This window comes from Reyranella sp., from assembly GCF_004296935.1.
Taxonomy (GTDB): Bacteria; Pseudomonadota; Alphaproteobacteria; order Reyranellales; family Reyranellaceae; genus Reyranella.
Window position 1 is genome coordinate 1 of record NZ_SCVH01000087.1, and the last position, 21,286, is coordinate 21,286.

The following is a 21,286-nucleotide window of genomic DNA, read 5'->3' on the forward strand; positions in this document are numbered from 1 at the left end:
GGTCGGCCACGTCACCAAGGACGGCGCCATCGCCGGCCCGCGCGTGCTCGAGCACATGGTCGACACGGTGCTCTATTTCGAGGGCGAGCGCGGCCATCAGTTCCGCATCCTGCGCACCGTCAAGAACCGCTTCGGCCCGACCGACGAGATCGGCGTGTTCGAGATGTCCGACCGCGGCCTCTCCGACGTCGCCAACCCGTCGGCGCTGTTCCTGGGCGAACGCCGCGGCAACGTCTCGGGCGCCTGCGTCTTCGCCGGCATCGAGGGCACCCGGCCGCTGCTGGTCGAGATCCAGGCGCTGGTGTCGCCCTCCTCCTTCGGCACGCCGCGCCATGCCGTGGTCGGCTGGGATTCCAACCGGCTCGCCATGGTGCTGGCCGTGCTCGAGGCGCGCTGCGGCGTCGCCATCGGCGCCAACGACGTCTATCTCAACGTCGCCGGCGGCCTCAAGATCGGCGAACCGGCCGCCGACCTCGCCGTCGCCGCCGCCGTCGTCTCCTCGCTGGCCGACGAGCCGGTTCCGCCCGAGATGGTGGTGTTCGGCGAGATTGGCCTGGGCGGCGAGGTCCGCCCAGTCGGACAGCGCGAGGCGCGCCTGCGCGAGGCGGCCAAGCTCGGCTTCCGCAGCGCCCTGGTGCCGCGCGGCCGGCCCGGCTCGGCGCCTGCGGGACGCGCGCCGGAGGCCATCGCCATTGACGAAATCGAGCATCTGACCGACCTTGTGGCTCGCTTCCAACCGGCCGACCGGGCCCCCAAGCGTCCGCGGCGCGAGGGTGCTTCGGACCGGCGGCGGGACTAGGTCACGGGCAGGTAACGGGGCGTACGGGGTCGAATGGAACAGCTTGGAATCACCGTTTTCGACGTCGCCGTCATTGCCGTGGCCGTGTTTGGGGCGGCCATCGGCATGTCGAGCGGGTTCGCCCATGCCATCCTGTTCATCGGCTCGTGGATCGGCGCCGGCTGGCTCGCCTGGCGGTTCTCCAAGGTGATCCAGCCCGAGGTCGAGCAGATCGTCGGCAGCACCGAGCTCGCCTACTTCATCTCCATGCTGGCGGTCTTCGTCGCCGCCCTGATCGTGCTGGTGATGCTGACCAATGCCCTGTCGCGCTCGATCAAGTCGAGCCCGCTGGGCAAGCCCGACCGCATCCTGGGGGCCGGTTTTGGCGTCCTGTGCGCCTGGGTCGCGGTCGGCGTGGCCTTCCTGTTCTATGGCTATCTCGGACCCCGCACCCTGCCGCCGGCGGTCGAGGGGGCGGCGACCTTCCCGATGGTCAGGGAAATGGCCACTTTCGTCGAACCCCACCTGCCGCCGGGCTTCCGGACCCGCCTCCAGCGGCCGGGCATGGACACGGCGGGCGGAACGGCTGCCCCGCCGTCGCCGGCCGCCGCACCGACGACGCCCACGGAAGATACCAAACCGCCGCAGTAAGTTGTGCCCGAAGGGAGTTATCCTTGATGGCGCGGCCGGCAGGTCCCAGATATAACCCCGCCGTGCCAGACACACCGAAGCGCCCCAACCACGACCTCGACAAGTTTCACGAGGAATGTGCGTTGTTCGGCATCTACGGGACATCCGACGCTTCCGCCCATGCCGCGCTCGGCCTGCACGCCCTGCAGCACCGCGGCCAGGAGGCGGCGGGCATCGTCACCTTCGACGGCCGCCACTTCCACGACCACCGCGCCCCCGGCCTGGTCGGCGAAATCTTCGGCGAGCAGTCCGTCATGGCCCGCCTGAAAGGCTATTCGGCGATTGGCCATACCCGCTACGCCACCACTGGCGGCGCGTCGGACCGCAACATCCAGCCGATCTTCGCCGACTTCGACTTCGGCGGCCTGGCACTGGCCCACAACGGCAACCTCACCAACGCCTACCTGCTGCGCAAGGAGTTGGTGCGCATCGGCTGCCTGTTCCAGTCGACCACCGACACCGAGGTCATCAACCACCTGATCGCCCGCTCCGACTATTCGACGGTGCAGGACCGGCTGATCGACGCGCTGGGCAAGGTCAAGGGCGCCTACTCGCTGCTGCTGCTGACCAACGAGGCGCTGATCGGCGTGCGCGATCCCTTGGGCGTGCGGCCGCTCGTCCTGGGCAAGCTCGAGGATTCCTGGATCCTGACCTCGGAGACCTGTGCGCTCGACATCATCGGCGCCCGCTTCGAGCGCGACGTCGAGCCCGGCGAGATCGTCATCATCGACGGCAACGGCCCGCGCTCGATCAAGCCCTTCACCAAGCAGCCCCGGCGCTTCTGCGTCTTCGAGCACATCTACTTCGCCCGCCCCGACTCGCGCCTCGAGGGCGTCGGCGTCTACGAGGCGCGCAAGCGCATCGGCATGGAACTGGCCAGGGAAAGCCCGGTGCCGGCCGACGTCATCGTGCCCGTGCCCGACTCGGGCGTGCCTGCGGCGATCGGCTATGCCCACGGCTCCGGCCTGCCGTTCGAGCTCGGCATCATCCGCAACCACTATGTCGGGCGCACCTTCATCGAGCCGGCCGACCACATCCGCCATCTTGGCGTGCGCCTCAAGCACAACGCCAACCGCGCCCTGATCCAGGGCAAGCGCGTCATCCTGGTCGACGATTCGATCGTGCGCGGCACGACCTCGAAGAAGATCGTCGAGATGGTGAAGCAGGCCGGCGCCCGCGAAGTCCACATGCGCATCGCCGCCCCGCCGACCACCAACCCGTGCTTCTACGGCATCGACACGCCCGAGCGCGACAAGCTGCTCGCCTCGCACTACGACGTCGCCGGCATGGCCAAGTTCATCGGCGTCGATTCGCTGGCCTTCATCTCGATCGACGGTCTCTACCGCGCCATGGGCCTGCCCGGCGGCCGCGATCCCAAGCAGCCCGCCTTCTGCGACGCCTGCTTCACCGGCGACTATCCGATCCCGCTCGACGACCAGGTCGGCATCGAAGACCGCCAGCTCTCCTTCCTCGCCGAAACCGCCTAGGGTCCATGAGGCTCGCCGGCCGTCTTGCGCTGATCACCGGCGCCTCGCGTGGCCTGGGCGCCGCCGCGGCGCTGGCCTTCGCCCGCGAGGGCGCCCACTGCGTCCTCGTCGCCCGCACCGTCGGCGGCCTCGAGGAGATGGACGACAAGATCAAGGCGCTGGGCGGCCAGGCCACGCTGGTGCCACTCGACGTCACCGACAGTCCGGGCCTCGATCGCCTGGGCGCCGCGCTGCACGAGCGCTTCGGCCGGCTCGACGTGCTGCTGGGCAATGCCGCCGTGCTGGGCGCGCTCTCGCCGATCGGCCACATCGATCCCAAGCTCTTCGAACGGGTGATGGCGGTGAACGTCACCGCCAACTGGCGGCTGATCCGCTCGATGGACCCGCTGCTGCGCGCCTCGGACGCCGGCCGCGCCATCTTCGTCACCTCGGGCGTCGCGCGCCGGGTCGTGCCCTACTGGAGCGCCTACGCCGCCAGCAAGGCCGCCCTCGACATGCTGGTCGGAGTCTACGCCGCCGAAGTGGCCCACACCCAGGTGCGGGCCAATCTCTACAATCCCGGCCCGATGCCCACCGCCCTGCGCCGCGAGGCCTTCCCCGGCGAGGACCAGGCGACGCTGCCGCCGCTCGAAGCCCATGCCGAGGGGCTGATCCGCCTCGCCCTGCCCTCTTGCACGCTGAACGGCGAATGGGTGGCCGGCGACGAGGCGCTGCGGCGCTAGCGTGGACCATGCCGCGGCACACGGAATGTGCCGCAAAACTCCGCCAGGTGTGCCGGAGCGTGTGCCGCCAGGCGCGACGCAGCGGCCGACATCAACGACTTGCCGAATCTCGCGGCACGACGCCGATGCCGCTCCGGCGCCGCCCCGAATCGCGGTGCCGTGCCGCCGGCAGGCGATTTTCCGAACACGAGTTGTCCCGAATCCATCCCGCCAGGTGTCCGTAAATTCACCCGGCCGACGCCGGATTCGCATGCGGCGCCAACCGCTTGCCCCGGCATTTCCGGACAGCGCCGCGTGTGATTCGGTCCGAGGTCGAATCGTCGGACCTGTCCAGGAAGCCGCATTCCGACGCCAGATGACGTGACCGTTGCTCTCCAACGGCCGTGAATCGAATAAAATGCAACAGCTATACGCTTTTCGGCAGGTCAGGATCGACGTCGGAGCAGAGAGCGCGCCGCCCTGACGCAAAACGCCCGGCCTTTCGGGGCCGGGCGCGAAGTGCCGCAAACTAGCAAAAATACCCTACCAAAACCTGCTGAACTTGCAACTCGGCCTGCGCCGGCATGTGCCAGCATTTTGCCGGCAGATGCGGACGCGTAGGCCCATTCCTTGCGAGTGAGAGTGGCGGCACGAAGGCGGGCGCTACCTGCTTGCTTGACCCGCATTCCGCTTTTAGCGCCCGCCGTGAGTCTCAACGGCCGCGACCAAGAGGCCGCATCCTGACCCGGCCGGGCTCCAGCACTGAAAAATGGCCCGCCCAATCGGCACGCGCATCGATGGCAGCGGCGATTTCCGTCGAAGACTCGAGCGACGGCCGGGGCTGAACCCGCAGGAGCAGGACGCCACAATCGGGCGGCAGCACCGCCGCGGCCGCCAACTCACCGAAATCCTTGTCGAATGTCAGGCAGATGCGCCGCTCACGAACGGCAAGCCCCAGCACCTCGGCGTCGGTAATGCCAGGCAACGTTTCCCTGATCCAGACCACGTCATGACCGCGCCGGCGAAGTCCCTGAACGAGATTGCGCGGGATGTTCTCGTCGCACAGCCAGCGCATCGTCACGCGGCGCTGGGATAGATGCGTTCGTCCCTCAACCTGTCGCGCGCGTAGGCCAGGCACGCCAACACGTCGTCATGAGCCATGCCAGGATAGTTCTCCACGATCGCGGCCTCGCTCCAACCATCGGCGAGCAGGCCGATGATGAACTCGACCGACAGACGAGTGCCCTTGATTACCGGCTTGCCGGCAAGGATCGCAGGATCGAGAACGATGCGGTCGTGGTTCACGGCATTCATCCCTTCTGACTTCTACTAGAATAGCAGATTCCCCGGATCGGGGCAGCACGACGGCCTACACGACCAGCTACACTTACGACGCGCTCAACCGCCTGACCGGCGCTGTCTGGGACCCGGCACCGGCCGCCATGGCACCCTCGCCCGGCCCACTGGTCACCTTCGGCCACACCTACAACGCCGTGAACCAGCGGATCGGTCAGTCCGTCTCCGACAACACCTGGCTCAGCTACCCGTCGGGTGCGAGCACGACCAACTACACCACCAACGCGCTCAACCAAATATACCGCTGTCGGCGGGATCACGCCCTCCTACAACGCCAACGGCAACCTCACCTCGGACTCGACCTATACCTACGGCTACGACGCCGAGAACCGGCTGGTCTCCGCCAACGCCGCCACCTACGCCTTTGATGCCCAGGGCCGGCGCAAGTCGAAGACGGTGGGCGGCGCCACCACGATCTTCATCACCGACACCGACAATCGCGAGCTGCTGGACTACGACGGCAGCAGTGGCGCCATCCTGCGCTGGTACGCCTACGGGCCCGGCCCCAATGCCGTGCTGGGCCAGATGAACGTCGCCGCGGCGACCCGCGACACCCTGCTGCCCGATCCGCTGGGCTCCGTCATCGCTGCCGTCGACTCCTCGAGCGGATCAATCACGAAAGCCGGCTATCAGCTGTTCGGCGGCACCGCCACGCCGCCCGCTCCCTTCGGCTATACCGGGCAGCGGGTCGACCCGGAATCCGGCCTCTACTACTATCGCGCCCGGCACTACTCGCCCGACTGGGGCAGGTTTACCCAGCCCGATCCCGTCGGCTACCAGGGCGGCGCCAACCTCTACGCCTACGCTTACAACGATCCGCTCAACCTGCTCGATCCGGAGGGCCTCGCGGCACTGAACGCCATACAGGCCGGATTGACGGTCGGGTCTTTCTGCCCGTCGGTCTGCGGTTCGGTCTTCGCCCTGGCGGATGCCGGAGTCTCTGCCGCCCGTGGTGACTATGTCGGGGCGGGGATTTCTCTCGGCGCGGCCGGATTAGGCTTGGTCAGCGATGCCGGGGCGTGGAAGCTCGGCGCCATAGGCGCTATTGGAGCAGCCGACGCGTTGAAGGCTGCAAAAACTGAAACAACATTCGTCAACTTGGCAAATCCTCAACGTACGACACATATCTTGGCGGGAGATGCAACGGGCGGTGGGCATTTGTTCCCGGGCACACCTGGCAAGTCCCCCTTCCCACAGAGCTGGTCCGCTGACCGCATAATGCACGCAATTTCCGACGTTGCGACAAGCCCTACCTCAATCTTTTCACCTGGACGCGGCGGTCGGACGGTTGTTACAGGCAGCCGAGACGGTGTCGAAATCAAAGTGGTCATCGGAAGTCCCAAAGAGGGAAGCGGCATCATCACGGGCTTTCCAACCAACATTCCAAGAAATCCATGACCTTCGACTACAGAAAACTTGAGGAAGACCTGACTCAGCTCCTGGCAGCAATGACAAGTCTCGCTCCGTCTGAGGTTTCCGAGGTTCGGGAGTTTTTGGCTGCCGGTGAATATGGGGTGGCCTTTGAAACTCTCTGCGGAATTATCAAAGAGGAGAGCAAGCCTGTGCCAAAGGATGTTCGCCGGAAAATTCGCGAGTTAGCCGAGCGCATGAAGATCGACCCTACTTGGTGGGCGGGCATTTCCAACGGCGAGTAAGGAGTGGGGACGGTTAACCAAGGATGACCTGAAGCCTACGGGAACGTTCTTCAAGCCGACCTGTCCCACATACTTAGATCGGCAACCGGGAACACTTTTGCCGTGAGGGTGCGGTTGAAACATGCGACTACCTTTACCTGTCCTATCTGCTACCTGTCCTATCTGCGGCTTCCCTGGCCTCCATAACGAACCTCGTCATGCGGACGGAGGCGCGTCACACGAAAGCTGCCCTTCTTGCGGCTTCGAGTTTGGTTACCACGACGACGACAAAGGGATCAGCTTCAAGGAATGGCGGCAAGGATGGATCAACCGCGGAATGCCGTGGGCCGGCATAGGGATTCCGCGCCCACCTGATTGGAATCCAAAGGCTCAACTGGAGAATCTCCGCCAAGATGGCGAGTGAACGAGCCTCCAAGCATTCCTTTATGACGATCACCGCCCACACGTCGTCGTCCACGAAAAGCTGCGCGATCGCAGGATCGAGTGCGTTTAGCCCGCCGGCCACGCCTCGTCAGCGTTGCGGCTTGGCCCGGCTTGCAAACGGATTGTCGGGTTTGCGCATGGTGACGCGGATCGGCACGCCCGGCATGCTGAAATCGTCGCGCAGCCGGTTGATCAGGAAGCGCAGGTAGTCGTCGCCGAGCTCGTCGGGCTGGCTGACCGAGATCATGTAGGTCGGCGGGCGGATCTTGGTCTGGGTCATGAAGCGCAGCCTGATGCGCCGGCCCTTGGCGAGCGGCGGTGGATGCAGCGTTTCCATCTCGCGCAGCCAGCGATTGAGGATCGGTGTCGTCAGGCGCTTGTTCCAGATGTCGTAGGTCTCGAACACCTTGGGCATCAGCCGCTCGACGCCGCGGCCGGTGAGCGCCGAGAAGCCCACGATCGGCACGTCCTTCACCTGGGCGAAGGAGGATTCCAGCCGGTCGCGCAGCTTCTTCCACGCCTTGGTCGACTTGGCCTGGTCGTCGGCCAGCAGATCGGTCTTGTTGACGGCGATCACCAGGGCGCGGCCTTCCTCGATCACGCGGCCGGCGACGGCGAGGTCCTGCTTCTCCAGCATGTCGCCGGCATCGAGGACCACAACCACGACATCGGCGAGGCGAATGGCGTCGAGCGTATCGGCCACGGAGGCCGCCTCCAGGCGCTTGTCGATGCGGCTGCGCCGCCGCATGCCGGCGGTGTCGACCAGGCGTATCTTCCGGCCGCGCCACTCCCATTCGACGCGGATCGAATCGCGGGTGATGCCGGCCTCGGGGCCGGTCAGCACGCGCTCCTCGCCGACCAGCCGGTTGAGCAAGGTCGACTTGCCGACGTTGGGACGGCCGACGATGGTGAGCAGCATCGGCCGCTTGCCGGGATCGACGGCCTCGGCGTCCTCGTCTTCCAGGGCCATCGGCGTCACATGCCGCGCCAGCGCCTCGTGCAGGTCGCTCAGCCCCTCGCCGTGCTCGGCCGAGACCGGGATCGGCTCGCCCAGCCCCAGGCCATGCGCTTCCGCCAGGCCGTTCTGGCCGGCGCGGCCTTCGCACTTGTTGGCGACCAGGATCACCTTGGCGGCGCGCTTGCGCAGCCAGTTGGCAAAGGCCTCGTCGAGCGGCAGGACGCCGGCGCGGGCATCGATCAGGAACAGCACGACGTCGGAGGCTTCCACCGCGCGCTCGGTGAAACGCCGCATGCGCGCCTCCAGCACCTCGCCGCCCGCGGTTTCCCAGCCGGCGGTGTCGAGCAGCGTGAAGGCGAGATCGCCCAACTGCGCCGGCGCCTCGCGGATGTCGCGCGTCACGCCGGGCTGGTCGTCGACCAGCGCATGGCGGCGCCCGACCAGCCGGTTGAACAGGGTCGATTTGCCGACGTTGGGCCGGCCGACGATGGCTACTCGGGCGGGGGCTACTCGGGCGGGGGCCACCCGCGAGAGGGGCTTGTCGTCAGCGGAGGGCAATGAGCCGGCCTGAGTCGGTCAAGACGTAGATGGTGCGATTGGCCACGATCGGCGCCAGCCGGACCGGATCGCGCACATCGAGCTTGCCCAGGATTTCTCCGGTGTAGGGCGAGACGGCGAGCAGCTCACCCAGCGTGCCGGCGACGAGCAGGCGGTCGCCGGCCAGCACCGGCCCGCCCCACAGCACCGGCTTGCGGCGCTTTTCGTCCCGATACTGCGTGAGCGGCGTCACCCACCTGATCTTGCCGTTGTCGCGACCGAGGGCGACGATATCGGCATTGCCGCTGATGACGAACAGGAAGCGGCCGGCCGGCCACGGCGTCTGGCTGCCGCCGATCCCGCGTTCCCAGACCCGCTGGCCGCTGCGCAGTTCGACGGCGGTGAGCTGACCGGCCGAGCCCATGGCCACGACGACGCCGCGGTCGATCACCGGACGACCGCGGATGTCGGCGAGATTGCCGAAGGCGCGGGCCTCGCCGCGCGGGCCGATCAGCGATTCGTTCCAGACCGGCCGGCCGTTGTCGAGCCGCAGGCCGACCAGTTCGCCCGAGCTGAAGGGCGCCACGACGTATTCGCCGGAACCGGCCGGGCTGGTGCCGCCGACAAAGCCCGCGACTTCCTGCAAGGCGGTGTATTGCCAGAGGTCCGAGCCGTCGACGGCGGCCAGGGCCTGGATCTTGTTGTCGATGCTGATGGCGAAGACACGGTCGCCGAACACCAGCGGCGCGCCGCGCACCGGCGCGCTCACCGAGGAGTTCCAGATCTCCTTGCCGTCGGCCGGATCGAGCGAAAAGACGCTGGCAAATCCCGTCGTCACGAACAGCCGCCCGCCATAGTAGGAGAGGCCGCCGCCGAACTCGTCGGTGTCGCGCGCCTTTTCCGGCGCCAGCGTCACCCGCCAGACCAGCTTGCCGGTATCGGCGTCGAATGCCGAGACGGTGCTTTGGGCATCCTTCACGAACACCTTGCCGTCGGCCATGATCGGCGGCGTGGTGAGAATGCGCGACGACGACGAACCGGAGCCCACGTCGGCGGTCCAAATGATCTGCGGCGAGTCGCTGACCGCGAGATGCTGCATGGCATAGTTGGCGAAGCCGCCGGACTGCGGCCAGGAGTCGTTGACGACCGGCGCCGGAAGCACGATCTGGACGCCCGCCATCTCCTTGTCGGGCTCGAGTTCGCTGCGGTTGGCGAACACCGCCACGCGCTCGCCCGGCAGCGGAACCTTGGAGCTGCCGAACATGCTGTCGAAGGCGCCGGCCACCGACTCACATCCGGTCAGCGAGACGGCGAGCATGCCGCCGGCAAGAAGGACACGCCACAAACCACTCATGGGGTCACTCACGCGCGATACGCCCGACATGATCCTGCTTCGCCCCATCCTACTTGGCCCCATCCTACTTGGCCTCTGTGGCGGCGTAGAGATTGAGCATCGCCGACGCGCGCTGCGCGGCGCCCTGGGGCGTGCCGGGATCCTTGGCGATCTCGCCCCACAGTTCGCGGGCCCGCTTGGCGTCGCCCTTGCGGGCGGCGGCCAGCGCCTGGACCTCGCGGACGCTGATCCTGAACGGCCGGTCGGGGCCGGCCAGGGAGTCCAGCCGGGCCGCCATTTCGTCGGCCCTGGGCGTATCGACGCTCTTCAGGGCCGTGATCACCGTGGCAAGGTCGGCGAGTTCGGGGCCCGACAGCCTGGGCCCGACGGCGGCCAGCGCCGTGACCTGCTCGTCCAGGGTGTCGCGCAGCTGCGCGGCGATCAGGGCGGCCAGTGAACGATAGGGCTCGCGCGCCTCCGCCGCCTGCTTCTCGAGCTCGGCGCGGGCCGCCGGCATGTCGGTCGCGATCCTGGCCAGGGCTGTGGAGTAGGCAACGCTGGCCACGGCGCGTTGGCCGGCATCGTACTGGCGCCAGCCCACCATGCCCGCCACCGCGACGACCACGGCGACGGCACCGGCCACCACCCAGGTGCCCCAACGGTCCCACCATTCCCTGAGTTCATCCTTGCGGACGGCCTCGTCAACTTCCTGAAAGGCGGCGGAGTCGGACACACGTGGCTCCCAAGCAAGATTCAAGATTATCGCGAAATATCAACAGCTTCAGCGGCGGTTCATAGCCCCCCACCCTGACTTTGGCAAACCTCGGCCCAGGGTGATTTGGGGGTCCGTTTCAGGCGCTTTACCGGCCCCTGCGCTTCTGTAAGAATTCGGCCCAACGACATGATTCAAGTCGCGACCGCATGAGCAATCTCTACCGTTTGGCCGACCAACGGGCCCGGCGTCGGATTGTCTCATTCGATCGTCGGGAATTGTCCCGCCTGCTCGGCCTCTACAGCATGCGGGTGGCCTCGGGCGAGTGGCGGGACTATGCCATCGACTTCCGGCCCGGCATGGCGATCTTCTCGATCTTCCGCCACACCTCGGAGCAGCCCCTGTTCGCCATTGCCAAGGTGCCCAATGGCGCCCAGGGCGGCTACGTGGTCTACAACGGGCCGCGCAAGCTCGCGCACGGCGATTCGCTCGAAGACGTGCTCGGCGTCTTCGACCGCAAGCTTCGACTGCTGCTGGGTTAGCTAAACGAGGATAGCCAGAGGGGCGTCAGGCGCGCTGCCGGACGCCCTCTGCGCGTGGCCTACTTGCTGCTGCCCTTTTCCGGCGCCGTCGCCGCGCCGATGCCCGCGCCCACCGCGGCGCCCACCAGGGCCGGGCCGACGAGAGGCCAGCCGGCGAGGGCGCCGATCGCGAGGCCGGTGCCGGCGCCGATGCCGCCGCCGGTAAGGGCACGCTCGCCCCACGTCTCGCCGCAGGCGGACAGGGACAGGGCCATGGGAATCAGGAGGATGGACGCGAACTTGGTCTTCATGGTGCGAACCTCTGAGGGGAAATGGGCCGGTTCAGGCCGTTCGAAATAATATTCTTGGTCGCCCGACGGACGTTTGAGCATACCTTCTGACAATTAATTAAAATTGTCAAGAAACTACTTTATTACGTTGTTTTTATTGAACAATTATCCAAAGTATTGAGCATAAACCTCAGGCCTGAAGCCCACGATCAGGCGTCCGCCCACCGCCAGGACCGGACGCTTGATCATCGCGGGCTGGGCGATCATCAGCGCGATCGCCCGGGCCTCGGTGATGCCGGCCTTGTCGGCTTCCGGCAGCTTGCGGAAGGTCGTGCCGGCGCGGTTGAGCAGCGTCTCCCAGCCCGCCGCCTTGGCCCATCCCTGAAGGACGCTCTTCTCGATGCCCCCGGTCTTGTAGTCGTGGAAGGCATAGGCGACGCCATGCCCGTCGAGCCAGGCGCGCGCCTTCTTCATCGTGTCGCAATTCCTGATGCCGTAGATCGTCACGGATTTCGTCATATCGGCCTCGCCGCCTCATTGTCGCGCAAGCCCTGGTCCTCGATCTGGATGGTCGTGTGGGTGAGGCCGAAATCTTCATGCAGCGCCTCGCAGGCGGCAGCCAGCGTCGCCCGCGCGCGCGCCATGTCGTCGATCACGAGATGGCAGCTCATGGCGTCGAGGCCCGACGTGATGGTCCAGACGTGCAGATCGTGGACGGCGGTGACGCCCTCGATCCCGAGCAGCCGCTTTTCCAGCAGCACGAGGTCGACTTCGGGCGGCGTGCCCTCCATCAGGATATGGATCGCCTGCTTCAGCAATATCCAGGTCCGGGGCACGATGAAGAGGCCGATGCCGGCGCCCACCACCGGATCGGCCAGCGTCCAGCCGGTGAACATCACGATCAGCGCGGCGGCGATGACGCCCAGCGACCCCAGCATGTCGCCCAGCGCCTCGAAGTACGCGCCCTTCACGTTCAGGCTCTCCGACGCGCCCGCCATCAGGAGCTTCATGCTGATCAGGTTGACGACGAGGCCCGCCACCGCGACGGCGAGCATCGGGCCGCTCAGGATCTCGGGCGGATCGCGAAAGCGCTGCCAGGCCTCATAGAGGATATAGACCGTGAGCAGCAGCAGGACGACGGCGTTGGCCAGCGCCGACAGCACCTCCATGCGCACGTAGCCGTAGGTCTTGGCAGGCGTCGCCGGCCGCTCGGCGAAGCGGATGGCGAGCAACGCCAGCGCCAGGCCCGCGACATCGGTCAGCATGTGGGCCGCGTCCGCCAGCAGCGCCAGGCTGCCCGTCAGCAGGCCGCCCACGACTTCGACACCCACGAACGATGCCGTCAGTCCCAGCGCCCATTGCAGTCTCGACTTGTGCCGTCCCCCCGCCGTCGTCCCCGCCGGCGGGCCGTGCGAATGTCCCGCGCCCATATCAGTTGGGCGCGGAACGTTGGCGCCAGGCGGAGGGTGGCATGCCGACCGTCTTCTTGAAGGCACGGCTGAAGGCCGCCTCGGAGCCGTAGCCGATCGAGGCGGCGACGGATGCGATGTTGGTGTTGCCGACGCTCAGCAGGCCGGCTGCGATCTGCATCCGCCATTTGGCGAGATAGTGCATCGGCGGCATGCCGACGAGATCGGCGAAACGCTCGGCCAGCACCGAGCGCGACAGCGCCACCTCCCTGGCCAGTTCCTCGATCGACCAGTCGTGCGCCGGCTTGCCGTGCATCAGCGACAGGGCCTTGCCAACGAACGGGTCGCGCAGCCCCGCCAGCCACCCGGCCTGCTCCGGCGGCAGGGCCTCCAGGTACTGGCGAACCACTTCGATGAACATCAGCTCGCTCAGCTTGGCGAGCACGCCTTCGCCGCCGGCGCGCTTGTCCGCCGATTCGCTCTGCGCCAGGCGGATGAACTGGCCAAGCCAGTTGGCATCGCCGCCTTGCGGGTTTCCCGCCTTGATGACCGGCGGCAGGTGGTCGAGCAGCGGATTGAACGGGCGGGCATCGCAGGCGAGGAAGCCGCAGACGAGCTTGACCGAGACCGGCCCCTGGTCGCCGACGTGGCGGAAAAACGGCAAGGCCCCGGCCGTTGCGAAATCGATCTCGTCCTGCGTGACAGGCTGGGCGCGCATGCCGGGATGGCTCGACATGACATGCGCATCGCCCCGCGTGAAGACGACGACTTCGCCGGCATCGACCGCGATCGGCTCCTCGCCGATGATGCCGGCGTAGCAACGGCCCTCCGTCACCACGTGATACGAGATCAGATGCTCGGCGCCGGGCAGGATCTTGGGCAGGACCATCTCCCGGGTCGGCTGCTCGGCCACCCACGGGTTCCTTGCCACGACGTCGAAGAACGTCGCGCCGGTCAGTCGCACGGTTCGAAGCACATCGGATAAGGCGTCGGCTGCCATTGTGTCCCCGCTGTGGCGGGACCCTAGGAATTGCGGACGCCGTGTCAAGCACGGCGGATTCCCGGTCATTCGCAGCCGCCGCAGCAAGGCCTAGATACGGCCCGTCACGCGGCAGACCCGCGAGACGACAACAGACAGCGAGGAACAGTCATGAACGTCCAGACAGCCATTCCCGCCACCATCGACCTCACCACGATCAAGGGCCGCCAGCAGGCCGCCTGGAGTTCCGGCGACTACGCCGTCGTCGGCACCACCTTGCAGATCGTGGGCGAAAGCCTCTGCGAGGCCATCGACCTGCGCAGCAACCAGCGCGTCCTCGACGTCGCCGCCGGCAACGGCAATGCGACGCTGGCCGCCGCGCGGCGCTTCGCCGATGTCGTGTCGACCGACTATGTCGCGGCGCTTCTCGAGCGCGGGCGCGCGCGCGCCAACGCCGATCACCTGGCGGTGACGTTCAAGGAAGCCGACGCCGAGGCCCTGCCCTTCGACGATGGCAGCTTCGACGTCGTGCTCTCGACCTTCGGCGTCATGTTCACGCCCAACCAGGAGCAGGCGGCGAAGGAACTGCTGCGCGTCTGCCGCCCCGGCGGAAAGATCGGCCTCGCCAACTGGACACCGGAGAGCTTCATCGGCCAGCTCTTCAAGACCATCGGCAAGTACGTGCCGCCGGCGCCCGGCGTGAAGTCGCCGGCGCTGTGGGGCACCAGGGCCCACCTCGAGGCGCTGTTCGGCGCCGAGGCGGTCGTCGTCGCGGAAAGCCGGCACTTCGTCTTCCGCTACAAGTCGCCCGACCATTGGCTGGAAATCTTCCGCGGCTACTACGGACCGGTCCTGAAGGCCTTCGCGGCGATCGATCCCGAGGCCCGCGTGGCGCTCGAGAAGGACATCCGGGCGCTGCTCGACAGGTTCAACACCGCCCGGGACGGCACCGTGGTCGTCCCCAGCGAATATCTCGAAGTGATCATCACCAGAAAGGGCTGATGCCGACAGGGTCGGCAGCCCACTGCAACGGGAGTGTGTCGTGGTACTCGGTATGTCGTTGTCGACCTTGACGACCGTGCATGTGGTCGTGAGCCTGATCGGACTCGCGAGCGGTGCGCTTGTCCTCCGGGACATGCTGCGTTCGAAGCAGGCGGCGGGGCTCACCGCCGTCTTTCTCCTCACCACGGCGGGCACGACCGTGACGGGTCTCCTCTTCCCCTCGACACGCCTCGGGGTGGGCCATGTGACCGGCGCCCTGTCGCTGGTCGTCCTGGTGCCGACCCTGATGGCGCTCTACGGCTACCGGCTGGCCGGACCGTGGCGCGGCATCTACGCATCAGGCGCCACGGCCGCACTCTATCTCAACGTCTTCATCGGCGTGAGGCAGGCCTTCGCAAAGAGCGCCACGGTGCAGCTCCTCGCACCGCCGCTTGACGTCACCCAACTGGTGACCCTGGCGATCTTCGTCGGGCTGGGCGTCCTCGCCGTGAAGCGCTTCCGTCCCTGCGCGGCCCCGCTCGTCCGCATCCGGCTGCCGGCGGCGCCCGTCTAGAGGCACCTGTCCAGAGGAAGACAATTCCGGCTCTCCGCACGCCGAAGAGCCAACGATTCCAGGGCGTTGCGCCGGCACAAGGGCCCACCTGAACGGGACAAATGTTGGGCCCGAAGTTGGGCCCGACTCCGGGGTAAGCCTTGTCTGACGGGCTTTTCTCGACGTCGGCTTGTTCTTCAGTGTCACATGCCCCGATGCACCTGTGCCCAGGTGTCGTTCAAGTGTCTGTTCCGGCGGCGTTATCTGGCGCGCGGTTGAGACGGGGTCGTTCTTGGGACTGTCCACGGGTCAGGACCCGCGGCGGCTTCACCGGCGCCCCATCAACAAGGAGAAGCGCGCGAACTCGCGGGCGGCCGCGAGCAGGTCTTGCCGAAATGAAAAAGGCCGGCGCGGTCCACGCGTCAGCCTGACAGAATTCATAGCATAAACCTGCTGAACCTGCGCATCACATTGACGTGACCGGATGCTGGCAGTGCATGCACGCGAGCGCTCATAGGGGGGGCCAACTTTGCTGACGTTCAAAACAAGTCCTCATCCTGAGGAGCGCCCGAAGGGCGCGTCTCGAAGGATGGGGAGCAGACGCGGTGCTCGTTCCCACCCTTCGAGACGGTCGCTACGCGACCTCCTCAGGGTGAGGTGATATAAGCTACGACCCCGGATGCAGCCCCGGCGCCTCCTGGCCGGTGCGGGCCACATATTCCGTGTAGCCGCCGCCGTACTGGTGGACGCCGTCGGGCGTCAGTTCGAGGACCCGGTTCGAGAGCGCGGCCAGGAAGTGGCGGTCGTGGCTCACGAACAGCATGGTGCCCTCGAAATCCTGGAGCGCCGCGACCAGCATTTCCTTGGTGGCCATGTCGAGATGGTTGGTGGGCTCGTCGAGCACCAGGAAGTTGGGCGGATCGAACAGCATCTTGGCCATGACCAGCCGCGCCTTCTCGCCGCCCGATAGCACGCGGCACGGCTTCTCGACATCGTCGCCCGAGAAGCCGAAGCAGCCGGCCAGCGATTTCAGCGCGCCCGTGCCGGCCTGCGGGAACGACTCGTCCAGCGACTCGAAAACCGTATCGTCGCCATCGAGCAGATCCATGGAGTGCTGCGCGAAGTAGCCCATCCGCACGCTGGCGCCCAGCGTCACGGTGCCCTGGTCCGGTTCGGCCTCGCCCGCCACCAGTTTCAGCAGCGTGGACTTCCCCGCACCGTTGACACCCAGCACGCACCAGCGTTCCCGGCGGCGCAGGCGGAAATCGAACCCGGTATAAATCGGCTGGCTGCCATAGCCCTTGTGGACGTCCCTAAAACTCACGACGTCGTCGCCCGAGCGCGGCGGGCTGCGGAACTCGAACTGGACCGACTGGCGGCGCCGCGGCGGTTCCACCTTCTCGATCTTGTCGAGCTTCTTCACCCGGCTCTGGACCTGGGCGGCATGCGACGCGCGCGCCTTGAAGCGCTCGATGAACTTCATCTCCTTGGCGAGCATCGCCTGCTGGCGATCGAACTGCGCCTGGCGCTGCTTCTCGCCGACGCTGCGCTGAACCTCGTAGAAATCGAAGTTGCCCGAATAGGTGATGAGCGTGCCGCCGTCGATCTCGATGACCTTGCCCACGATGCGGTTCATGAACTCGCGATCATGCGAGGTCATCAGCAATGCGCCCTCGTAGTTCTTGAGGAAAGCCTCCAGCCAGATCAGGCTTTCGAGATCGAGATGGTTGCTGGGCTCGTCGAGCAGCATGGCGTCGGGCCGCATCAAGAGGATACGCGCGAGCGCCACGCGCATCTTCCAGCCGCCGCTGAGAAGCCCGACGTCGCCGTCCATGCGTTCCTGGCTGAAGCTGAGGCCGGCGAGCACCTCGCGCGCGCGCGCCTCCAGCGCATAGCCGTCGAGCTCGCCGAAGCGCGCCTGCACCTCGCCATAGCGCTCGACGAGGGCGTCCATCTGGTCGCCCTGCGCCGGATCGGCCATCGCGGCCTCGAGCCCGGCCATCTCGGTGGCGAGCGCGCTCACCGGCCCGACGCCGTCCATCACCGCCGCCACCGCGCTCTGGCCCGACATCTCGCCGACGTCCTGGCTGAAGTAGCCGATGGTCATGCCGGCTTCGATCGTCACATGGCCGTCGTCGGGCTGCTCCTCGCCCGCGATCATGCGGAAAAGCGTCGTCTTGCCGGCGCCATTGGGCCCGACCAGCCCCACCTTCTCGCCCTTCTGGAGGCCCATCGACGCGTCGATGAACAGGATCTGATGGCCGTTCTGCTTGCTGATGTTATCGAGACGAATCATGGGGGCGGTGGTGGCGGGAAAGAGGCGGCGATGCAAGCGGCGGCCAGATCACGGTGTTGCGGCCGATTGTCCTCTCTACTGCCGGTCGATCGTGTTGGGCGACTTGTTCGTGATGACCTCACGCAGTTGGCGACGCGACTAGCGTGAGGATCGGGAGGGCGAACAGTTGAAGCACGAGGCCTCTCAGCCACAATCAGCCATCTCGTCCATGTCGCGGAGCGGGAACGCTCTTGATCGCAATCTGCAAATTCCCCGCTAGCCTCGCGCCCTCACACGGCTCACCGTACGAACATCTTGGGCATTTGCGCGACCAACACTTAAGGCCTGGCGGAATTGCTGGAACACGGGCCTTTGCCCATCGGGATCCTCGAGAGTCAGCAATACTGCGAACGGCACTCCTTCTGCCGGGAAGTAAGACTCGGCCCGAACTAGACTCGTTACTTCGAGACGCCATCGGTCGGATTCGCCGTTCGCCTTGAAATTGGATTCGTACTGCTTCACCGGCCACCATTTGAGGCCGTGATTGATCAACGCCTTTTCCGGTGCCGGGAACTTGGACGAATTTGGCAAATATCTAGCGTCAATCTGATTTGTAAACCGCTCACCACCGTCTTTGGATGGTTCGGTCTGGCGTTGAGTCAAGCTCGCTTCAAGATTGACGCGCACAAACTCCGCGCCAAATGCCGGATCAAGAGGCGGAGCATAGACCAACGTGATCCGTGCTCTCCCACTGCAGGCGCCGTTTTGCACCAAACTCTGCGGCCATTCGAAAGGGAAGCGCAGAATCACAGGTTTCCGCTCGCCGATGGTCAGACGGCTCTGGAATAGAAGCGTAATTTGATGATCATCAGTTTCTAGCATGTTCGTAACGCTGCCGATTTGTCCAAAGCCGGCGAATTGGCGCGCCAAATCCTTCAAGCCCCGCTTCGTCAGTGGCTCTGGCATTGCCGCGTGATGCACCAACATCGCCCTCAAGGCCTCAAGGCTCAGGCCACCCTCGGTAGCTGCGTCAAGCCCAGCAAGCGCTCTTGCAACAAGAGGCGCTGCGTAACTCGTACCGGCAACATCTTGCCGCATGCCAGAGGTCGAAACGGAAGCAAGGCCAGTGCTCGTACCTGCAGAAACACCGGCACCACCGACGGCGCAAACATCGGGCTTAACTCCGACCTGCAGCCCGGGTCCGCGCGTCGTGTATGTGGTCGGCGCAAACGCTACTTGGGGCTGACCGGGAGGGTTAAGTGCGCCCACGGCAACCGAACGAACACTCTCAGCCGGCTTGTAGATGGTATCGGCCGATGTGCGCGCCGCAAAATATCCGATTACTTCTGCTGGCCGCTTCGGCCAGGGCGCGCGCGTTTGTGTCCTTGGTAAGTTGCCCGCGGAATTAACGAAGATTACGCCGTGCGTATCTGCAATTTGATCAAGGCGCGCGGCGTAGATGCTATACCGATAGCGTTCGACATCTGAGATAGCATTGATGGAAAGATTGAAAATCCTAACGCCATGCTTTTCTTTCGCCTCAGTAACCGCTTGTTCTAACTCCTCCAGGAAATCGGAGAACCCCTTCGCGTATGTCGCCAAGAAGGACCCTTTTGGATACAGGGGCGCATCATAAACCATACAGCCGTTCGGCTCAGGCGCTACTGAAGGTGGATTTACAAGCTGAGCAAAGGTGATAAGCCCGGCAACGCCAGTCCCGTGACCGGGATCATATTCACTCGCATCCATATAGTCGAAGCGACCAATGACCCAGTCGTTCAACACAGGCGCTATCCCGGAATCAATCACTCCCACAATCGGATAGCGTGCTTCAGATGCGGGCTTCGGCAGATTGAGAGGGGCTGACTCCACGGAAGCTTGGCTGGCAGCCTCCTGATCGGTGAGCTGCAGCTGCACCGGCGGCCGGATTGCGCGCACCAACGGATGTCGTTGCAGCGCCACCAACGCCGCCTCATGACGCTCGGGGGAACGATCAATTTCTACGGGATCACGTCGCCCGCTGATGTCGCCACGTACAACGCCGACTCTATTGTCGATCAGTGCCCTCTCGCCTCCCCGAGTAAGCTGCATCTCCAATACCGGTGTACGACCAATAATTGCAGAGACGTAGGCTCGCGTCCCATTGCCGAAGGATAGTAACACACGCTCCAGAGATCGCTGCAGTGCCGCTCGGCCACTAGGGTCGTCTGCGATTACGCGATCGCTCGGCGTCTCGAACAGTTCTATCTGATAACCAGATACTGTACGCGGGTCGGCTAGCATGCTTACAGCAGCCGCTGTAGAAAACGTTCGCTTATCTTCGGGTGGCGCAATCTCGATGGCCTCAATCGCCCCCACTTCGGCGCGTGCCGCACTCGGTGCCTTGTATGGCTTGCCATCTTTCTTGCGATACACGATGGCAACCTCGACCTCGGCTTCTTCAACGCGGGCTCGAAGCGCGGGCTCGAAGCGCGGGCATGTAGATGAGCGGAGCGCGGAAATACAGCGTACCTACTGCTTCGGCACCAACGCACGGAAACTGATCTCGCGTGAACACACGACCGACTGGTCGATAAGACTTCGCAAGCGCCTCACCGCGCATTTGTACACGCAAATAAGCTGCGGGCCCGTACGGGCTTTCCTTAATCTGCGCTGTGATTGCGTCGATTGCCTTAAGGAGCGTCGCTTTGTGATCGGCGAACGCCCTATCGCGGCCGTCGAAAAAATCCTTGTTGCGCGGCAGTGATCCCCGGTCGGGCGCTTGGTGGAAATCCCGATCGTTCAAGATGATTTGGACTGGGTTATGAGGCATGAGGAACCTCCGCGACGGCAGCATAGCGCTTCGACTTCTTCAGATCGCTTATGCGCGACTGCCCGTAGCCCGTCGCGTCGCCAATGTCGGTTTGCTTCATCCCGAATTTAGCATCATTAGCAATCAGACTGATGAACGCTTCTCGATCCTCTGCAAGAATACGTGCCGGTGCATGCTCGACATCAGGTGTTCGCGCCAACACAGAAGCCAAAGCGTGAAACAGACCCGGCCCATTGTGAGGCTCTCCGCTTAGTGCGAGCGTTCGCTTTACCGAAGTGCAGGTCCGTTCCAGATCTGCCCCGGACTTCCCAGCCAAACAATATGAAAAAATGCGAACGATGGCCTCGTTTGTCGGCAGAGGCTGCAAGAAACGAGAGATCAACTGCTCCCGCGCGTCCCCTCCAGGCGTGCCAAAATTTACGTGAGTCTCGAAGCGCCGCCACACTGCGGGGTCAAGCAATCGATCGTGATTGGTGATAGCGATCGTCAGCCCCTGCGTACGTCGCAGGTCAAGATTCTGCAACAGCGTGTTCACCACTCTCTTGATCTCTCCGACTTCCTGCGGATCATCTCGAAGCTTCGCGAGTGCGTCGAATTCATCCAGCAGCAGAATGCACGCATAGCGATTAGCGAAATCGAATAAGTTGGCGATGTTTCGGGCCGTTGTTCCCAAGAATGACGAAATGAGGCCGTCGATGCGCGCAGTGACTAACGGAAGACTGAGTTGTTCCGCCACAAAGTGGGCGCTCAGAGTCTTGCCAGAGCCGGGAGGACCATAAATCAGAAGCGATCTTGTCGGCGCAACACCCACAGAGGTCAGCGCATCCGCGTTCAGC

Annotated in this window: 21 protein-coding genes; 9 read left to right on the forward strand and 12 right to left on the reverse strand. The window is 65.1% G+C overall.

What is annotated here, in order from left to right:
- The 4 genes from EPO55_RS12460 to EPO55_RS12475 all read left to right on the forward strand — a co-directional run.
- Positions 1-799, forward strand: a 799-nt coding sequence (locus EPO55_RS12460; protein ID WP_296337164.1) for a magnesium chelatase domain-containing protein, incomplete at its 5' end; no start/stop codon positions are given.
- A gap of 33 nt (positions 800-832) precedes the next feature.
- Positions 833-1,429, forward strand: a complete 597-nt coding sequence (locus EPO55_RS12465; RefSeq protein WP_296337165.1) for a CvpA family protein — start codon at positions 833-835, stop codon at positions 1,427-1,429.
- Between the two features lie 62 nt (positions 1,430-1,491).
- Complete coding sequence (purF, locus tag EPO55_RS12470; protein WP_296337166.1) at positions 1,492-2,955, forward strand: amidophosphoribosyltransferase; 1,464 nt, start codon at positions 1,492-1,494, stop codon at positions 2,953-2,955.
- 5 nt (positions 2,956-2,960) lie between these two features.
- Positions 2,961-3,677: an SDR family NAD(P)-dependent oxidoreductase gene (locus tag EPO55_RS12475; RefSeq protein WP_296337168.1), complete on the forward strand. Its 717-nt coding sequence runs from the start codon at positions 2,961-2,963 to the stop codon at positions 3,675-3,677.
- 691 nt (positions 3,678-4,368) lie between these two features.
- On the opposite strand, the gene EPO55_RS12480 is transcribed toward EPO55_RS12475, so the two are convergent.
- Together EPO55_RS12480 and EPO55_RS12485 are read right to left on the reverse strand one after the other, a co-directional pair.
- On the reverse strand, positions 4,369-4,731 hold the full coding sequence (locus EPO55_RS12480; protein WP_296337186.1) for a DUF5615 family PIN-like protein: 363 nt from the start codon (positions 4,729-4,731) through the stop codon (positions 4,369-4,371).
- Positions 4,732-4,733: 2 nt separating this feature from the next.
- Complete coding sequence (locus EPO55_RS12485; RefSeq protein ID WP_296337169.1) at positions 4,734-4,961, reverse strand: DUF433 domain-containing protein; 228 nt, start codon at positions 4,959-4,961, stop codon at positions 4,734-4,736.
- Between the two features lie 246 nt (positions 4,962-5,207).
- On the opposite strand from EPO55_RS12485, the gene EPO55_RS12490 reads away from it, so the two are divergent.
- Entirely contained in the window at positions 5,208-6,410 is a 1,203-nt protein-coding gene (locus EPO55_RS12490; protein ID WP_296337170.1) for an RHS repeat-associated core domain-containing protein, read from the forward strand.
- Complete coding sequence (locus EPO55_RS12495; RefSeq protein WP_296337171.1) at positions 6,407-6,667, forward strand: MafI family immunity protein; 261 nt, start codon at positions 6,407-6,409, stop codon at positions 6,665-6,667. The genes EPO55_RS12490 and EPO55_RS12495 overlap by 4 nt, the downstream gene beginning before the upstream one ends.
- Before the next feature lie 511 nt (positions 6,668-7,178).
- On the opposite strand, the gene der is transcribed toward EPO55_RS12495, so the two are convergent.
- The 3 genes from der to EPO55_RS12510 all read right to left on the reverse strand — a co-directional run bounded on the left by der (position 7,179) and on the right by EPO55_RS12510 (position 10,651).
- Positions 7,179-8,606, reverse strand: coding sequence for a ribosome biogenesis GTPase Der (gene der / locus EPO55_RS12500; protein ID WP_296337172.1), 1,428 nt, complete (start codon positions 8,604-8,606; stop codon positions 7,179-7,181).
- Complete coding sequence (locus EPO55_RS12505; RefSeq protein ID WP_296337173.1) at positions 8,593-9,939, reverse strand: PQQ-like beta-propeller repeat protein; 1,347 nt, start codon at positions 9,937-9,939, stop codon at positions 8,593-8,595. Before EPO55_RS12505 ends, der begins: the two co-directional genes overlap by 14 nt.
- A gap of 64 nt (positions 9,940-10,003) precedes the next feature.
- Positions 10,004-10,651, reverse strand: a complete 648-nt coding sequence (locus EPO55_RS12510) for a tetratricopeptide repeat protein (protein WP_296337174.1) — start codon at positions 10,649-10,651, stop codon at positions 10,004-10,006.
- Between the two features lie 188 nt (positions 10,652-10,839).
- On the opposite strand from EPO55_RS12510, the gene EPO55_RS12515 reads away from it, so the two are divergent.
- Positions 10,840-11,172, forward strand: coding sequence for a DUF2794 domain-containing protein (locus EPO55_RS12515; protein ID WP_296337176.1), 333 nt, complete (start codon positions 10,840-10,842; stop codon positions 11,170-11,172).
- A 59-nt stretch (positions 11,173-11,231) separates the two neighbouring features.
- Here the strand turns inward: EPO55_RS12515 and EPO55_RS12520 are convergent, their stop codons facing one another.
- From EPO55_RS12520 to EPO55_RS12535, 4 genes are all read right to left on the reverse strand, one after another.
- Entirely contained in the window at positions 11,232-11,462 is a 231-nt protein-coding gene (locus tag EPO55_RS12520; protein WP_296337177.1) for a hypothetical protein, read from the reverse strand.
- A 144-nt stretch (positions 11,463-11,606) separates the two neighbouring features.
- Positions 11,607-11,960, reverse strand: coding sequence for an ArsC family reductase (locus EPO55_RS12525; RefSeq protein ID WP_296337178.1), 354 nt, complete (start codon positions 11,958-11,960; stop codon positions 11,607-11,609).
- Entirely contained in the window at positions 11,957-12,871 is a 915-nt protein-coding gene (locus tag EPO55_RS12530; protein ID WP_296337179.1) for a cation diffusion facilitator family transporter, read from the reverse strand. The genes EPO55_RS12525 and EPO55_RS12530 overlap by 4 nt, the downstream gene beginning before the upstream one ends.
- A 1-nt stretch (position 12,872) precedes the next feature.
- The gene (locus EPO55_RS12535) at positions 12,873-13,850 is read right to left on the reverse strand and encodes an AraC family transcriptional regulator (protein WP_296337180.1); all 978 of its coding nucleotides are present in this window, start codon (positions 13,848-13,850) and stop codon (positions 12,873-12,875) included.
- 150 nt (positions 13,851-14,000) lie between these two features.
- Here EPO55_RS12535 and EPO55_RS12540 point away from each other — a divergent pair, with 150 nt between their 5' ends.
- The gene (locus EPO55_RS12540; RefSeq protein ID WP_296337181.1) at positions 14,001-14,831 is read left to right on the forward strand and encodes a class I SAM-dependent methyltransferase; all 831 of its coding nucleotides are present in this window, start codon (positions 14,001-14,003) and stop codon (positions 14,829-14,831) included.
- 40 nt (positions 14,832-14,871) lie between these two features.
- A complete protein-coding gene (locus EPO55_RS12545) occupies positions 14,872-15,384 on the forward strand; it encodes a hypothetical protein (protein WP_296337182.1) in 513 nt (170 codons plus the stop codon).
- A 646-nt stretch (positions 15,385-16,030) separates the two neighbouring features.
- Here EPO55_RS12545 and EPO55_RS12550 read toward each other — a convergent pair.
- The 3 genes from EPO55_RS12550 to EPO55_RS12560 all read right to left on the reverse strand — a co-directional run.
- A complete protein-coding gene (locus EPO55_RS12550; protein WP_296337183.1) occupies positions 16,031-17,659 on the reverse strand; it encodes an ABC-F family ATP-binding cassette domain-containing protein in 1,629 nt (542 codons plus the stop codon).
- A gap of 255 nt (positions 17,660-17,914) precedes the next feature.
- Positions 17,915-20,053 (reverse strand): S8 family peptidase, encoded by a 2,139-nt coding sequence (locus EPO55_RS12555; protein ID WP_296337184.1) that lies wholly within the window; start codon positions 20,051-20,053, stop codon positions 17,915-17,917.
- Positions 20,054-20,439: 386 nt separating this feature from the next.
- Positions 20,440-21,286 (reverse strand): ATP-binding protein (locus EPO55_RS12560; protein WP_296337185.1); only part of this gene is annotated, 847 nt, incomplete at its 5' end.

Excerpts from the sequence above, each read along its gene's own strand:
- EPO55_RS12465 (WP_296337165.1), top strand. The coding sequence starts at position 833 with ATGGAACAGCTTGGAATCACCGTTTTCGACGTCGCCGTCATTGCCGTG.
- EPO55_RS12475 (WP_296337168.1), top strand. The coding sequence starts at position 2,961 with ATGAGGCTCGCCGGCCGTCTTGCGCTGATCACCGGCGCCTCGCGTGGC.
- EPO55_RS12480 (WP_296337186.1), bottom strand. The coding sequence starts at position 4,731 with ATGCGCTGGCTGTGCGACGAGAACATCCCGCGCAATCTCGTTCAGGGA.
- EPO55_RS12495 (WP_296337171.1), top strand. The coding sequence starts at position 6,407 with ATGACCTTCGACTACAGAAAACTTGAGGAAGACCTGACTCAGCTCCTG.
- EPO55_RS12505 (WP_296337173.1), bottom strand. The coding sequence starts at position 9,939 with ATGAGTGGTTTGTGGCGTGTCCTTCTTGCCGGCGGCATGCTCGCCGTC.
- EPO55_RS12515 (WP_296337176.1), top strand. The coding sequence starts at position 10,840 with ATGAGCAATCTCTACCGTTTGGCCGACCAACGGGCCCGGCGTCGGATT.
- EPO55_RS12520 (WP_296337177.1), bottom strand. The coding sequence starts at position 11,462 with ATGAAGACCAAGTTCGCGTCCATCCTCCTGATTCCCATGGCCCTGTCC.
- EPO55_RS12525 (WP_296337178.1), bottom strand. The coding sequence starts at position 11,960 with ATGACGAAATCCGTGACGATCTACGGCATCAGGAATTGCGACACGATG.
- EPO55_RS12530 (WP_296337179.1), bottom strand. The coding sequence starts at position 12,871 with ATGGGCGCGGGACATTCGCACGGCCCGCCGGCGGGGACGACGGCGGGG.
- EPO55_RS12535 (WP_296337180.1), bottom strand. The coding sequence starts at position 13,850 with ATGGCAGCCGACGCCTTATCCGATGTGCTTCGAACCGTGCGACTGACC.
- EPO55_RS12540 (WP_296337181.1), top strand. The coding sequence starts at position 14,001 with ATGAACGTCCAGACAGCCATTCCCGCCACCATCGACCTCACCACGATC.
- EPO55_RS12550 (WP_296337183.1), bottom strand. The coding sequence starts at position 17,659 with ATGATTCGTCTCGATAACATCAGCAAGCAGAACGGCCATCAGATCCTG.